Here is a 14,113-nt window from a genome sequence, read left to right on the forward strand (position 1 = left end):
GATCAACCCAGCTCAGCCCGCCCACTCTCAGTCGCGGAACGACTCCAGCTCGGCAGCGAGCCTCTCGTCGACCCGCGCCTGCAGCTCAGTCCCCTCATCCGTATAGCGGGTGTTGAGTACCTGACCGGACCTATGAATCCGTGCGACCAGGTCACCCCTGTCATACGGAAGGAGGACCCGCAGATCGACCGCCGGGCGGGGCAGCCGCTGCGCGATCGCGGCGTGCAGCTCGGGGATGCCGGTCCCGCTGTGCGCCGAGACGAAGACCGCGTCGGGCCAGGCCCGCTTGAGCCGGAGCAGGCTCTCCTCGTCGGCGGCGTCCACCTTGTTGATGACCAGCAGCTCGGGGATCTTGTCGGCGCCGACCTCGCCCAGCACCTCGCGCACGGCGCTGACCTGACCCTCGGGGTCGGGGTGCGCGCCGTCGACCACGTGCACGACCAGGTCGGCCTGAGCCACCTCTTCGAGCGTCGAGCGGAACGCCTCGACGATCTGGTGCGGCAGATGCCGGACGAAGCCCACCGTGTCGGACAGGGTGAACACCCGGCCGTCCTCGGCCGCGGTGCGCCGGGTGGTCGGGTCGAGGGTGGCGAACAGCGCGTCTTCGACCAGCACGCCCGCCTGGGTGAGCCGGTTGAGCAGGCTGGACTTGCCGGCGTTGGTGTAGCCGGCGATCGCCACGGCCGGGACGCCGCTGCTCTGGCGGCGGGACCGCTTGGTCTGGCGTACGGTCCGCATGGCCTTGATCTCGCGCCGCAGGCGCGCGATGCGGTTGTTGATCCGCCGGCGGTCGGTCTCGAGCTTGGTCTCACCGGGGCCACGCGTGCCCACACCGCCACCCGCGCCGCCACCGCGACCGGAGCCACCGCTCTGCCGGGAGAGCGTCTCGCCCCAGCCGCGCAGACGCGGCAGAAGGTACTGCAGCTGGGCCAGCTCGACCTGCGCCTTACCCTCTTTACTCTTCGCGTGCTGGGCGAAGATGTCGAGGATCAGCGCGGTGCGGTCGACGACCTTGACCTTGGTCTGCTGCTCGAGGTTGCGCAGCTGGGACGGGGAGAGCTCGCCGTCGCAGATCACGGTGTCGGCGCCGGTGGAGACCACCACGTCGTGCAGCTCGTCGACCTTGCCACGGCCGATGAAGGTGGCCGCGTCGGGCCGGCCACGCCGCTGGATGAGGCCCTCGAGCACCTGGGAGCCCGCAGTCTCGGCCAGCGCGGCCAGCTCGGTCAGCGAGTTCTCCGCGTCGGCGATCGAGCCCTCGGTCCAGACGCCGACCAGGACGACCCGCTCGAGCCTCAGCTGGCGATACTCGACCTCGGTGATGTCGGTGAGCTCGGTGGAGAGCCCGGCGACGCGTCGCAGCGAGTGCCGCTCCTCGAGCTCGAGCTCGCCGGTCGTGGGGTCCGCCTCGAACTCGTCGAGGACGGGTGCCTGGTAAGTGTTTCGCAAAAAAGTGACCTCCTCGGCCCGATCGTGGCACGTCGCGAGGGCGGGCGCATCCACATAACGGGGCCAGGCCCATCCAACCGCCCCGCCCCACCACCCATCACCGGATCAAAGCGTTATCCCTGAGTGAGTGACTCTGGGGTAACCACCGGATTGGAAACCGATATTCCGGAAGAGCAACAATGCGGTGAAGCATTCGCCCGATCCGGAGGACACACCGTGGTGACCACCCGCCTGCCGAGCGCAGGATTCTCGATCACGATTCGCATCGCCGTTACCGCGGACGCCTCGTCGATCGGCCGCCTCACGACCTGCGTCGGGGAGGCGGGCGCGATCGTGACGGCGCTCGACGTCGCCGACTCCGACCCGACCCACGTGCTCGTCGACCTCACCTGCGACACGGCCGACTCCGGCCACGCCGACCAGGTCGTCAAGACGCTGGAAGAGCTGGACGGCGTCGACGTCCGCAAGGTGTCCGACCGCACGTTCCTGCTGCACCTCGGCGGCAAGATCGAGGTGAACTCCAAGGTCGCGCTGCGCAACCGTGACGAGCTGTCCCGCGCGTACACGCCCGGCGTCGCCCGGGTCTGCATGGCGATCGCGGAGAACCCGGCCGACGCCCGGCGGCTCACCATCAAGCGCAACACGGTCGCGGTGGTCAGCGACGGCTCGGCGGTGCTCGGCCTCGGCAACATCGGCCCGGCGGCGGCCATGCCGGTGATGGAGGGCAAGGCGGCGCTGTTCAAGCGCTTCGGCGGGGTGGATGCCTGGCCCGTGGTGCTCGACACGCAGGACACCGACGAGATCGTCCGGATCGTGAAGGCGATCGCCCCGGCCTATGGCGGCATCAACCTCGAGGACATCGCCGCCCCGCGCTGCTTCGAGATCGAGGAGCGCCTGCGCGAGCAGCTGGACATCCCGGTCTTCCACGACGATCAGCACGGCACCGCGATCTGCGTGCTGGCCGCGCTCACCAACGCGCTGCGGGTGGTCGGCAAGCACCTCGAGGACGTGCGCGTGGTGGTCTCGGGCGCCGGCGCCGCCGGCACGGCGATCATGAAGCTGCTGCTGCGCCAGGGGGTGGGCGACATCATCGCGTACGACCGGAAGGGCGCCCTGCACCGCGGCATGCCCGACATGACGCCCACCTGGCAGTGGCTGGCCGAGAACACCAACAAGGCCAACTACTCGGGCGACCTGCCCGGCGCGATCGTGGGCGCCGACGTCTTCATCGGCGTGAGCGCGCCCAACCTGCTGACCGGCGACGACATCGCGAAGATGGCCGACCGCTCGATCGTGTTCGCGCTGGCCAACCCCGACCCCGAGGTCGACCCGCGCGAGGCCCGCAAGCACGCCGCGGTGGTGGCGACCGGCCGCTCCGACCAGCCCAACCAGATCAACAACGTGCTGGCCTTCCCCGGCGTCTTCCGCGGCATGCTCGACGCGAGCGCCGAGGAGTTCACCGAGGAGATGGCGCTGGCCGCCGCCAATGCCATCGCGGGCGTGGTGGGCGACGACAAGCTCAACCCCACGGTGATCATCCCCAGCGTGTTCGATCCCAGGGTCACTCCCGCGGTGGCGGCGGCGATCCGGGCCGTGGTCCGAGGCGCCGCGGCGCCGCACAACCCGGCCGCGATGCCCGAGGCCACGCTGGACGAGGCCCCCGAGGAGAGCTTCTAGTCGCGGGGCGATCGCGGTTGCCGAGCGGCGGACCAGCCGGTCAGTTCGGCGACGTGGTCGGTGATCAGGCCGGCGACGCCCGCGGACGCCAGGGTGGCCCACTGGGACATGTCGTTCGCCGTCCAGGGCATGACCTCGATGCCGGCCTCGGTCAGCGCACGCACGGCGCCGGGGCCGGCCAGGACGTCGTCGACCGACGGGTTGCAGCAGACCACCTCGAGCTCGCGCGCCAGGGCGACCGTCTCGGGGCTGAACCCCTGCCGCAGGAGGCCACGGCGGACGCCGGGCGCCGCCTCGCGGGCCTGGCGGACCACGTCGGGGTCGAAGCTCTGGATGATCGTGCGGGACAGCAGCCCGCGCTCGGCGACCAGCGCGACGATGGCCTTGACCTGGTCGATCGTCGCGGGCGGCTTGATCTCCAGAAGAATCTGGCTTCCGGCCGGGGCGAGCAGGTCGAGGGTGGCCGCCAGGGTCGGCACCCGCGTGCCCGCGAAGGCCGGCGAGAACCAGGATCCGGCATCAACCGCCAAAACACTCGAAGCTGGCGAATCCCATACATATCCGGTGCCGGTCGTCGTGCGATCGAGGGTGCGGTCGTGGATGACCACGGGGACGCCATCGGCGGTGGTACGCACGTCGAACTCGACGTGGGTGGCGCCGCCGCGCACGGCCGACGCGAACGCGGGCAGCGTGTTCTCGGGCGCCGCGGCCGCATAGCCGCGGTGCGCCACCCGGTGCCGCATCAGTCGAGAACCTCGCCGCCGGCCACCAGCACCGCCGGACCGGCCAGCCACCAGCGGCCGGCCTCGTCGTGCGTCACCGTGAGGCGCCCGCCGGGCACGTCGATCGCGACCACGCCCGACTCCAGCCCCGCGTCGCGCAGCGTCACCGCGCCGACCGCCAGCGCCCCGGAGCCGCAGGACAGCGTCTCGCCCGAACCACGCTCGTACACCCGCATCGTCACGTGCCGCGAGACGCCCTCGATCGGCTCGGCGGGCACCATGAACTCGACGTTCACCCCGGCGGTGAACAGCGCCGGGTCGAAGCCCGGCGCCGCCGAGAGGTCGAGCGAGGGCAGCTCCAGCCCGTCGTGCAGGGCGCAGACCAGGTGGGGGTTGCCGCAGTCGACGGCCATACCGGGGAACGTCAGGGGACCCACGGTCGCGGTGCTGGCCGCGTACACCCTTGGGTCTCTCATCTGCACCCGGATCTCGTCGCCCTCGACGACCGCGACCACGACGCCCGCTCGCGTCGCCACCGGCAGGCCCTCGGGGCCGGGCGTGGCGAGGCCGCTCGAGACCAGGTACCTCGTGAAGACGCGCACGCCGTTGCCGCACATCTCGGCGATCGAGCCGTCGCTGTTGCGGTAGTCCATGAACCACTCGGCGTTCGCGGCGAAAGCGGCGCCGTCCGCGTCCTTGGCGGCGCGCACCACACGCAGCACGCCGTCGGCCCCGATGCCGAACCGGCGGTCGCAGAGCTGCGCGACCCGCTCAGGGGTCAGCAGGAGAGCGCCGTCCGGGTCGGGGACGATGACGAAGTCGTTGCCGGTGCCGTGGCCCTTGGTGAATAGCACCCGCCCATCATCCCGCAAGCGCCAGCGCGTCCGCCACGAGTGTGTCCGACGCCCCGTCCAGCCAGTGGATCGCGGGGTCACGCTTGAACCAGGACCGCTGGCGGCGCACGAACCGGCGGGTCCCGCGCACGGTGTCGTCCTTCGCCTCGGCCTCGGACATCGCGCCGTCGAGCTGGGCGAGCGCCTGCTGGTAGCCGAGCGCGCGACTCGCCGTACGCCCCTCGCGGAGCCCCTGCGGCAGCAGCCGCCGCACCTCGTCCAGAAGACCCGCCGCCCACATGAGGTCGACCCGCGCCGCGATCCGCTCGTCCAGCGCTTCCGTCTCGCGGTCGACCCCGATCTGCACCGACCGGTAATGCGGAGTCGGCGACGGCAGCGTCGCGGTGAACGGCTTGCCGGTCAGCTCGATCACCTCGAGCGCCCGCACGATCCGCCGCCCGTTCGAGGGAAGGATGTGCGCCGCGGCGACCGGGTCCCAGTGCCGGAGCCGCTCGAACAGCGGGGCCGGCCCGTTCGCCGCCAGGTCCTCCTCGAGCCGCGCCCGCACCTCGGGGTCGGTGCCCGGGAACTCGAACTCCTCCAGCACCGCCCGGATGTACAGCCCCGAGCCGCCGACCAGCAGCGGCACCCGCCCCCGGGCCAGGATGTCGTCGATCGCGGCCCGCGCCAGCGACTGATACTCCGCGACGGCGGCCGGGACGGTCACCTCCCAGATGTCCAGCAGATGGTGCGAAACGCCCGCACGCTCGGGGACCGTCAGCTTGGCCGTGCCGATGTCCATGCCCCGGTACAGCTGCATGGAGTCGGCGTTGACCACCTCGCCGCCCAGCTCATGGGCGAGAGCGATGCTCAGGGCGGACTTACCCGCCGCGGTCGGTCCCACGACGGTGATCACGCGCGGAACCAAATCGAACGGCACGGAGCAACCGTAGGACAAGGTTGTGTCACGGTCATCGGCGGGCGCTTCCCCATAACCGGGTTGGACCTGTGACAATGCGCGAGAAAGAATGCCGATGAGACGCTTTGGCGTTCGACTGCGCTGTGGCGGCGGTCGCCGGCCCTTCCGGGCGGGTGGCTACCGGGAGACTTGAGGACGGGTTATGAACGACTGGACGGCCTTCGGGCGCGTGGATGCCGACGGCACCGTGTACGTGAAGACCGCGGAGGGCGACCGTGTGGTCGGCTCCTGGCAGGCCGGCACGCCCGAGGAGGGCCTGGCCCACTTCGCCCGCCGGTTCGCCGACCTGGTCACCGAGGTCGACCTGGTCGAGGCACGACTCAAGTCCGGCGCGGCCGATGCGTCGCATTCGCTCGCCAGTGTGAAACGCCTGCGCGCCCAGCTCGACGAGGCGCACGTCGTCGGCGACATCGACGGGCTCGCGACCCGGCTCGACAAGCTGGCCGGTATCGCCGACGAGAAGGCCGGCGAGGCTCGCGCGGCCCGCGAGGCGGCCCGCGGCGAGGCCCTCGCCCGCAAGACCGCCCTGGTCGAGGAGGCGGAGAAGATCGCCGCCGACGCCACGGGCTGGAAGTCGGCCGGCGACCGCCTCAAGGAGATCCTCGACGAGTGGAAGACCATCCGCGGCGTCGACAAGAAGACCGACGGTGAGCTGTGGAAGCGCTTCGCCGCCGCCCGTGACGGCTTCACCCGCCGCCGCGGCGCCCACTTCGCCACCCTCGACGGGCAGCGCAAGCAGGCTCAGACGGCCAAGGAAGAGCTGGTGAAGGAGGCGGAGGCCCTGGCCGAGTCGACCGAGTGGTCGACCACGGCCAACCGCCTCAAGGAGCTCATGACCGAGTGGAAGGCCGCGCCCCGCGCCGCCAAGGAGGCCGAGCAGCGCCTCTGGGAGCGGTTCCGCGCCGCGCAGGACGGCTTCTTCACCCGCCGCAGTGAGGTCTTCTCGGCCCGCGACGCCGAGTACAAGGGCAACCTCGACAAGAAGCAGGCCATCCTCGCCGAGATCGAGGCCGTCGACGTCGACGTCGACCCGCGCGCCGCGCAGAACAAGCTGCGCGACGCGCAGGCTGCCTGGCACGACGCCGGCCGCGTCCCCCGCGAGAACGCGACGTCGCTCGACCGCCGCTGGCGCGCGGCCGAGGAGCGCATCCGGGTGGCGATGGACTCGGCGTGGCGCAAGACCACTCCGCAGGACAACCCGCTGCTCCAGCAGATGCGCGAGCAGGTGGCCGAGGCCGAGGACAAGCTGGCCCGCGCCCAGGCGGCCGGCGACGCCCGCCGCATCCGCGAAGCGGAGCAGGCGCTCTCCTCCAAGAAGCAGTTCCTCGCCCTGGCCGAGCAGGCCAACTAGCTCCCGCCAAGTTTCGCCGGGTGCGGAATCATCAGTCCGGTGAGGATCGAACCGCGGCAGCAACTGTTGGAGACCTGGGCGGCGACGGTCCGGTCCTCGTGGCGAGGCGGCGTCTGGTATTGGGGCGGGCGCGACGGGTCCAACTCGATCGCCGATGCCGAGCAACTGCTGTGCATCCTGCTGCCGGCGACCCGCGTTCAGCCTTTGGCCCTCGACCGCCCGGACTCCACATCGGAGGGTGTGCGGACGGCTCTGGCGCCGCTGGGCGACGCGAACGACATTCCGGTGACCCTGGTCCGGATCGCCACCCAGTACTTCGAGCGGTACGCCGGGCCCGACGGCCATCCGGTCTTCGCGGGCGGCAGTTACTTCGGCGGGGACGAGCTGCACGACTGGCAACGCGAACGCGAGGTCGTCGACTCCTTCGCCGTCGGCCTCACGCTGTCGCTGACCGTCCTCGGCTTCCTCCGGATCTTCCAGCCCTCGGTGCGCCGGGCAATGCTCCAGGAGGAGGTGCGCAGGCTGGAACGACTGGCGAGAGCCCGGCTCACCGCGGCCATGGTCGGCCTGCTGCGCAGCTTCTCGACGGACGTCTTCGACGCGGACAGCGAGCCGGGTCAGACCCTGATCGCCACGGTGAACCGGAACGGCCGGCCCGCCCGGCAGGTCGTGTCCGAGCTCCGCACGGCGCTGCGGGAAACCATCGCGTCGTTCGATGAGGTTCTGATCGGGTCGGGTCAGACCGTCGATCTCGGCCCCGACTCTCGTCTGTTCGCGTGCGGCTGGTCGTGGGGAGTCGTCGCCGACGCGCCGCAGGTCTACCTCGAAGACACGGCCGACATCGACGGGAGGGCCCGCTGATGCTGGTCTTCGCGACCGCCGGCGCGGACGGCGCCGGACGCTCGGTGACCAGCGGCAACATGCTGTACCGAAGCGCGCTGGCGGGCAACGACGTCTGCTACCTCGACTTCGACTTCGGTTCCCCCACGGCCGGCGCGGTCTTCGCCATGGGACGAGCCGCTGACGGCACGACGTCCGGCTACGGCACGCACCGCTACCTCCGGGGAGAGACGCCTTCGCCGGAACGCCTCGACGTCTGGTCGGAGGCCTTCGCACACCGCCCGGCCGGCTCGGGACAACTGGTCCTGATGCCCGGCGACCGCGGCGGCGGCGACCTCGCCAACGACAACCCGGGACCAGTGAGCCGATGCGTCAACCTCTTCCTGCGGCTCAACGAGGAGTTCAGCGTCATCGTCGTCGACCTCAGCGCCGGCCGCAGCGGCGCCGCGGAGATCGCCCTGGCCGCGACCGCCCAGCCGGCGATGCGAGACGTTCGGTCCCGCTGGCTGGTGTTCCATCGATGGACGACCCAGCACGTGGCCGCCGCCAGCAAGCTGGCCTATGACGCCCGCGGCCTGATCGACACGGCCGTGATGTCCGGCCACGAAGGCGGCGAATTCGCGGAGCACCTACGCTTCGTCCGCACCGCCACCCCCTCCGGGCTCCGGAACACCGATCGCCTGGGCGCCCTTGCGAGTAAGCGAAGGGCCGGCGTGGAGCGGGTGCTGGGAAGCGTGCCGTGGGATGCCGTGCTGCAGCAAGGGGAACGGCTCATCACCGACACCGATGTCGCTGAGGGAATCGCCCGCCCCGAAACCCGCGATGCCTTCGACAGGCTCGCCATGCGCCTCGCCGACGACGCGGCATGGGAAACGCTGTGATCAGAGGGCGCAGCCGCCCGTGGTGGCGGGCAGCGGGGCGGGGACCCCGATCGTGGGCAGACCCAGGGACACGCCCTGGAGACGCGGGGCGCGGCCGGCCTCGTGCGCGTCGCCCGCCCGGGTGCGGCGGTAGGACAGCGGCGCGCCGTCGGCGTTCAGGTGGTGGGGGGCCGCGTACGTCACGACGGTCTCGACGATGTCGCCGGGGCGCGGGGACAGGTCGCCGGTCGCGAAGTGGACCAGGCGGCCGTCACGGGCACGGCCGCTCATCCGGCCCGTGCGGTCATCCTTGCGTCCCTCGCCGACGGCGACCAGGACCTCGACCTTCTCCCCCACCAGCTTCTTGTTCTCGGCCCACGTGATCTCTTCCAGTTCGGCGATCAGCCGGTTGTAGCGGTCTTGGACCACGGCCTTGGGAATTTGGTCTGCCATGGTGGCGGCGGGAGTGCCGGGGCGGATCGAGTACTGGAACGTGAACGCGCTGGAGAAGCGGGCCCGCCGGACGACCTCGAGGGTCTGCTCGAAGTCTTCCTCGGTCTCGCCGGGGAAGCCGACGATGATGTCGGTGGTGATCGCCGCGTCGGGCATGGCGGCCCGCACCTTGTCGATGATCCCGAGGTATTTCTCCTGGCGGTAGCTGCGGCGCATCGCCTTGAGCACCCGGTCGGAGCCGGACTGCAGCGGCATGTGCAGCGAGTGGCACACGTTCGGCGTCTCGGCCATGGCGGCGATCACGTCGTCGGTGAAATCTTTGGGGTGCGGGCTGGTGAAGCGCACCCGCTCGAGGCCTTCGATCTCACCGGTGGCGCGCAGCAGCTTGCCGAAGGCCAGGCGGTCGCCGAACTCGACGCCGTACGAGTTCACGTTCTGCCCGAGGAGGGTGACCTCGAGGACGCCCTCCTGGGTGAGGGCGGTGACCTCGGCCAGGATCTCGCCGGGGCGGCGGTCCTTCTCCTTGCCGCGCAGCGACGGCACGATGCAGAACGTGCAGGTGTTGTTACACCCCACCGAGATCGAAACCCATCCCGCGTACGACGACTCGCGCTTGGTGGGCAGCGTCGACGGGAACACCTCGAGCGACTCGAGGATCTCGACCTCGGCCTCCTCGTTGTGCCGGGCGCGTTCGAGCAGCGCCGGCAGCGAGCCGATGTTGTGGGTGCCGAAGACCACGTCGACCCAGGGCGCCTTCTTGACGATGTCGCCGCGGTCCTTCTGCGCGAGGCAGCCACCGACGGCGATCTGCATGCCGGGGTGCTTGAGCTTGGTGGGGCGCAGGTGGCCGAGGTTGCCGTAGAGGCGGTTGTCGGCGTTTTCGCGTACGGCGCAGGTGTTGAAGACCACGACGTCGGCGGCGTCCGGATCCGGGGCGCGCACGTAGCCCGCATCTTCCATCAGGCCGGAGATGCGCTCGCTGTCGTGGACGTTCATCTGGCAGCCGTAGGTGCGCACGTCATAGGTGCGCGGGCCGCCCTGGATTTCAACAGTCATGGCAATTGACCAGGGTACTGCGTGTGACCAGGGTACTGCGTGCCTGGCTCGAAGCGGGAGCCACCGCAGCCGGGGCCGAGCGCGCACGCGGGGTCGGTGCCCGTGCAGACGCGGAGGTGGCGGCGTTCCGAACCGTCGTCCGTCTCGATCTCGTCGACGTGCACCGGCCGCAGCGTCCCGTCCGGCTCCGCGAGGACGTACCTGGTGGGATTGAGCGTGTCGTCGGGAAGCAGGAGCGCCTCGCCCAGCCGGACCGAGACGGCGCTCGCGGCCGTGGCCTCGGCGACGCCGGCGGGCGCGAGGAAGACATCGACAAGCGTCGGGAATTCGCCACCCACGTGGTAGACGTCGCAGAGAATAGCGCCGTCGTCACCCAGCGGAACGACGCTGCGCTCCAGCGCGCCGGCCAGTGCGCCGCGGACTCGATCCGCGTCAATTAGATTTCCCAACGCCCAGTTCCACAGGCCGGGTGTCGGATCCCCGTCAGCCATACCGAACATGGTGGACAATGCGAGGACCTTCCATCGGTTAAGTTACCGCTCCGTGACCATTCTCGTGGTGAACCGATACTACGGTCCACTTAGAGTTGGCCCATCCGGGTGATCCGCAACGAACGGACGGTGGTCTCACAGTGTCCGACGATGCTCTCATCGTCCTCGAGAACGTCAACAAATGGTTCGGCCCGCTGCACGTGCTCGACGACGTGAATCTTTCCGTCGCACGCGGCGAGGTGGTCGTCGTGATCGGACCGTCCGGGTCCGGCAAGTCCACCCTGTGCCGGGCGATCAACCGACTCGAGCCGATCAGCTCCGGGACGATCACCTTCGATGGCCGGCCGCTGGCCGCGGAGGGCCGGGCGCTCGCGCGGCTGCGCAGCGAGGTGGGCATGGTGTTTCAGTCGTTCAACCTCTTCGCGCACAAGACGATCCTGCAGAACGTCATGATCGGCCCGGTCAAGGTGCGTAAGGAGAAGACCGTCGAAGTTCGCGAGCGGGCCATGGCGCTGCTCGACCGGGTCGGCATCGGCAACCAGGCGGAGAAATATCCCGCCCAGCTCTCCGGTGGCCAGCAGCAGCGCGTCGCGATCGCCCGGGCCCTCGCCATGCAGCCGAAGGCGATGCTCTTCGATGAGCCGACCAGCGCGCTCGACCCCGAGATGGTCGGTGAGGTGCTCGACGTGATGACCTCGCTGGCACGTGACGGCATGACGATGGTCGTCGTCACGCACGAGATGGGATTCGCCCGGCACGCCGCCAACCGAGTGGTGTTCATGGCCGACGGTCAACTCGTCGAAGAGGCGCCGCCGGCCGAGTTCTTCGCGAGTCCGAAAAGCGACAGGGCCAAAGACTTTCTCTCCAAAATCCTTACGCATTGACCGTGCGAACACTCTTCGTCCAAACGCAAGCAACTATTTCGAGGAGCGTAATGATGCGCACCACCCGATTGGCAGCGACGTTCGGTGCAATGGCCATGTTGTTTGCCGTGGCCGCGTGCGGCGGGGACGACTCCGACGACGCGAGCGGCACCGGTAGCAGCGGCGGCGGCTCGGGCATCGTCGGCAAGGCGTCGAGCGGCAAGCTGACCTTCGGTGTCAAGGCCGACCAGCCCGGTCTCGGCCTGCAGACCGGCAGCACGTACACCGGCTTCGACATCGAGATCTCGAAGATCATCGCCAAGGGCCTGGGCGTGCCGGAGAGCGGCATCACCTGGAAGACCACCGTGTCGGCCAACCGTGAGCCGTACATCCAGCAGGGCCAGGTCGACGTCGTCGTGGCCACTTACACGATCAACGACGAGCGCAAGCAGAAGGTCAACTTCGCCGGGCCGTACTTCGTGGCCGGGCAGGACCTGCTGGTGCCGGTGAGCTCGACGATCACCGGGCCGGAGGCGCTGGCCGGCAAGAAGGTCTGCTCGGTGAGCGGCTCGACGCCCGCCAAGCGGATCCAGACCGACTACAAGGACGCTCAGCTCCAGCAGTTCGACTCGTACTCGAAGTGCGTGACGGCGCTGGCCGGCGGCCAGGTCGACGCGGTCACGACCGACGACATCATCCTCGCCGGGTACGCCGCGCAGGAGCAGTACGCGGGCAAGTTCAAGGTCGTCGGCAAGCCCTTCAGCACCGAGCCGTACGGCATCGGCGTCAAGAAGGAAGACACCGCGGGCTGCAACAAGATCAACGAAATCCTCAAGGCGGCCGCGGCCGACGGGTCGTACAAGAAGGCCTGGGACGACTCGCTCGGCAAGAGTGGCAAGGCCGCACCCGAGCTGGACACCTCCAAGCTGACCAACTGTTCCTGAGGTTATTAGGTGGCGGGGCCGGGTAACTCCGGCCCCTCCCTTTTTGAGGTGACAATGGACGTTTTTTCCGATCCGGCCAATCGCGACGTCTATGTGACCGGGTTCCTCTGGATCCTGAAGCTGACGCTGGCGTCGTCGGTGTGCGCGCTCGTGCTCGGCACCCTGCTGGCGGCGATGCGGGTGTCCCCGGTTCCGGTGCTGCGCGCCTTCGGCACGGCCTGGGTGAACATCTTCCGGAACACCCCGCTCACGCTGATCGTCTTCTTCTGCTACTTCGGCCTGTACGCGGTGCTCGGCTTCACCGCCTCGGACGACCTCGAGCTCAACAACTACTGGCTCGGTGTGATCGGCCTGTCGGTCTACACCGCGGCGTTCGTCTGCGAGGCGATCCGCTCCGGCATCAACACGGTGCCGCCGGGACAGGCGGAGGCGGCCCGCGCGATCGGCATGAGCTTCCGGCAGACGCTCACGATGATCGTCCTGCCGCAGGCCGGGCGTGCGGTGATCGCGCCGCTGGGCAGCATCTTCATCGCGCTCAGCAAGAACGCGACGATCGTCGGCACGATCGGGCTCATGGAGTCGTCGAACGCCATGAAAGATCTGATCAACTCGAACGGCAACGCGGTCTTCACGATCTTCTTCGTCTTCGCCGGCACCTTCGCCGTGGTCCTCATTCCCACCGGCTACGGCTTCGGCTGGCTGGCCAACCGACTGGCGGTGAAGCGATGAGCGCCGATGCTGTCCTCTACGACCACCCCGGGCCGCGCGCTCGCGCCCGCAACCGGATCCTCACGGTCGCCTTCGGGGTGTTGCTGCTCGCACTGCTGTACTGGATCTACTCGAAGTTCGACGAGAAGGGCCAGTGGGCGGCCGCGCTGTGGGAGCCGTTCACCAAGTCCAGCACCTGGACCGACTACATCCTGCCCGGCCTGCAGCACACGCTCGAGGCGGCGGCGGTCGCCATGGTGTTGTCGCTCGTGTTCGGCGTGTTCTTCGCCGTCGGCCGGCTCTCCGACCACTGGTGGCTGCGCATCCCGTCCGGGGTGGTGGTCGAGTTCTTCCGGGCCGTGCCGTTGCTGCTGCTGATGTTCTTCATCTTCTTCGGCATCCCGTTCGTGACCGAGAAGCCCATGTCGAACTTCTGGGCGGTCGTGATCGCGCTGACCCTCTACAACGGATCGGTGCTGGCCGAGGCCTTCCGGGCCGGCGTGCGGTCGGTGCCGATCGGGCAGAGCGAGGCCGCGTACGCGATCGGCATGCTCAAGAGCCAGGTGATGGCGCAGATCCTCATCCCGCAGGCGGCGCGGGCGATGCTCCCGGTGATCGTCAGCCAGCTCGTGGTGCTGGTGAAGGACACCGCGCTGGGCTACATCATCTCCTACAGCGAGCTGCTCCAGCTGGGCGTCAACAACCTGGCGGCCAACTTCGGCAACGTGGTGCAGGCCGCGATCGTGGCCGCGATCATCTACATCACGATCAACTCGGCGCTGACCGCGACGGCGGGCTGGCTGTCACGGCGGACGCGACGCAGCGGGAAGGCACCGCGGCGCACGACGGGGCCGCCGGCCCTGGTGGAGGCCGCCGAGCAGTGATCC

Annotated in this window: 14 protein-coding genes; 8 read left to right on the top strand and 6 right to left on the bottom strand. The window is 69.5% G+C overall.

The annotated features are described in order from the left end of the window. Positions 1-27: 27 nt before the first annotated feature. The gene (hflX, locus tag ACIA5D_RS01095; protein ID WP_396027787.1) at positions 28-1,449 is read right to left on the bottom strand and encodes a GTPase HflX; all 1,422 of its coding nucleotides are present in this window, start codon (positions 1,447-1,449) and stop codon (positions 28-30) included. 216 nt (positions 1,450-1,665) lie between these two features. Here hflX and ACIA5D_RS01100 point away from each other — a divergent pair, with 216 nt between their 5' ends. Further along, positions 1,666-3,126 carry an NAD-dependent malic enzyme gene (locus ACIA5D_RS01100; protein ID WP_396027788.1) on the top strand — a complete coding sequence of 487 codons (1,461 nt, stop codon included), beginning with the start codon at positions 1,666-1,668 and terminating at the stop codon, positions 3,124-3,126. Here ACIA5D_RS01100 and ACIA5D_RS01105 read toward each other — a convergent pair. Genes ACIA5D_RS01105 through miaA form a run of 3 tightly spaced genes read right to left on the bottom strand, consistent with a single transcriptional unit; the run spans position 3,123 to position 5,621 of the window. After that, entirely contained in the window at positions 3,123-3,869 is a 747-nt protein-coding gene (locus ACIA5D_RS01105) for a glycerophosphodiester phosphodiesterase (RefSeq protein ID WP_396027789.1), read from the bottom strand. The two genes, ACIA5D_RS01100 and ACIA5D_RS01105, sit on opposite strands and share 4 nt — an antisense overlap. Further along, the gene (dapF, locus tag ACIA5D_RS01110) at positions 3,869-4,702 is read right to left on the bottom strand and encodes a diaminopimelate epimerase (protein WP_396027790.1); all 834 of its coding nucleotides are present in this window, start codon (positions 4,700-4,702) and stop codon (positions 3,869-3,871) included. The genes ACIA5D_RS01105 and dapF overlap by 1 nt, the downstream gene beginning before the upstream one ends. Before the next feature lie 7 nt (positions 4,703-4,709). Continuing rightward, a complete protein-coding gene (gene miaA, locus ACIA5D_RS01115) occupies positions 4,710-5,621 on the bottom strand; it encodes a tRNA (adenosine(37)-N6)-dimethylallyltransferase MiaA (RefSeq protein ID WP_396027791.1) in 912 nt (303 codons plus the stop codon). A 181-nt stretch (positions 5,622-5,802) separates the two neighbouring features. On the opposite strand from miaA, the gene ACIA5D_RS01120 reads away from it, so the two are divergent. From ACIA5D_RS01120 to ACIA5D_RS01130, 3 genes are read left to right on the top strand one after another with little or no spacing between them, the layout of a single operon-like run. Then, on the top strand, positions 5,803-7,011 hold the full coding sequence (locus tag ACIA5D_RS01120; RefSeq protein WP_396027792.1) for a DUF349 domain-containing protein: 1,209 nt from the start codon (positions 5,803-5,805) through the stop codon (positions 7,009-7,011). A 39-nt stretch (positions 7,012-7,050) separates the two neighbouring features. Next, entirely contained in the window at positions 7,051-7,872 is an 822-nt protein-coding gene (locus ACIA5D_RS01125) for an SCO2524 family protein (RefSeq protein ID WP_396027793.1), read from the top strand. Then, a complete protein-coding gene (locus tag ACIA5D_RS01130; RefSeq protein WP_396027794.1) occupies positions 7,872-8,732 on the top strand; it encodes an SCO2523 family variant P-loop protein in 861 nt (286 codons plus the stop codon). Before ACIA5D_RS01125 ends, ACIA5D_RS01130 begins: the two co-directional genes overlap by 1 nt. Here the strand turns inward: ACIA5D_RS01130 and miaB are convergent, their stop codons facing one another. After that, positions 8,733-10,220 (bottom strand): tRNA (N6-isopentenyl adenosine(37)-C2)-methylthiotransferase MiaB, encoded by a 1,488-nt coding sequence (gene miaB, locus ACIA5D_RS01135; RefSeq protein ID WP_396027795.1) that lies wholly within the window; start codon positions 10,218-10,220, stop codon positions 8,733-8,735. After that, the gene (locus ACIA5D_RS01140) at positions 10,217-10,711 is read right to left on the bottom strand and encodes a hypothetical protein (RefSeq protein ID WP_396027796.1); all 495 of its coding nucleotides are present in this window, start codon (positions 10,709-10,711) and stop codon (positions 10,217-10,219) included. The genes miaB and ACIA5D_RS01140 overlap by 4 nt, the downstream gene beginning before the upstream one ends. Before the next feature lie 140 nt (positions 10,712-10,851). On the opposite strand from ACIA5D_RS01140, the gene ACIA5D_RS01145 reads away from it, so the two are divergent. Genes ACIA5D_RS01145 through ACIA5D_RS01160 form a run of 4 tightly spaced genes read left to right on the top strand, consistent with a single transcriptional unit; the run spans position 10,852 to position 14,110 of the window. Then, a complete protein-coding gene (locus tag ACIA5D_RS01145; protein ID WP_396027797.1) occupies positions 10,852-11,595 on the top strand; it encodes an amino acid ABC transporter ATP-binding protein in 744 nt (247 codons plus the stop codon). Between the two features lie 53 nt (positions 11,596-11,648). Then, positions 11,649-12,518, top strand: a complete 870-nt coding sequence (locus ACIA5D_RS01150; protein WP_396027798.1) for a glutamate ABC transporter substrate-binding protein — start codon at positions 11,649-11,651, stop codon at positions 12,516-12,518. 54 nt (positions 12,519-12,572) lie between these two features. Then, positions 12,573-13,247, top strand: a complete 675-nt coding sequence (locus ACIA5D_RS01155) for an amino acid ABC transporter permease (protein ID WP_396027799.1) — start codon at positions 12,573-12,575, stop codon at positions 13,245-13,247. Next, positions 13,244-14,110: an amino acid ABC transporter permease gene (locus ACIA5D_RS01160; protein WP_396027800.1), complete on the top strand. Its 867-nt coding sequence runs from the start codon at positions 13,244-13,246 to the stop codon at positions 14,108-14,110. The genes ACIA5D_RS01155 and ACIA5D_RS01160 overlap by 4 nt, the downstream gene beginning before the upstream one ends. Positions 14,111-14,113 lie beyond the last annotated feature (3 nt).

The sequence above is a fragment of the Actinoplanes sp. NPDC051513 genome, assembly GCF_044454685.1.
Taxonomy (GTDB): Bacteria; Actinomycetota; Actinomycetes; order Mycobacteriales; family Micromonosporaceae; genus Actinoplanes.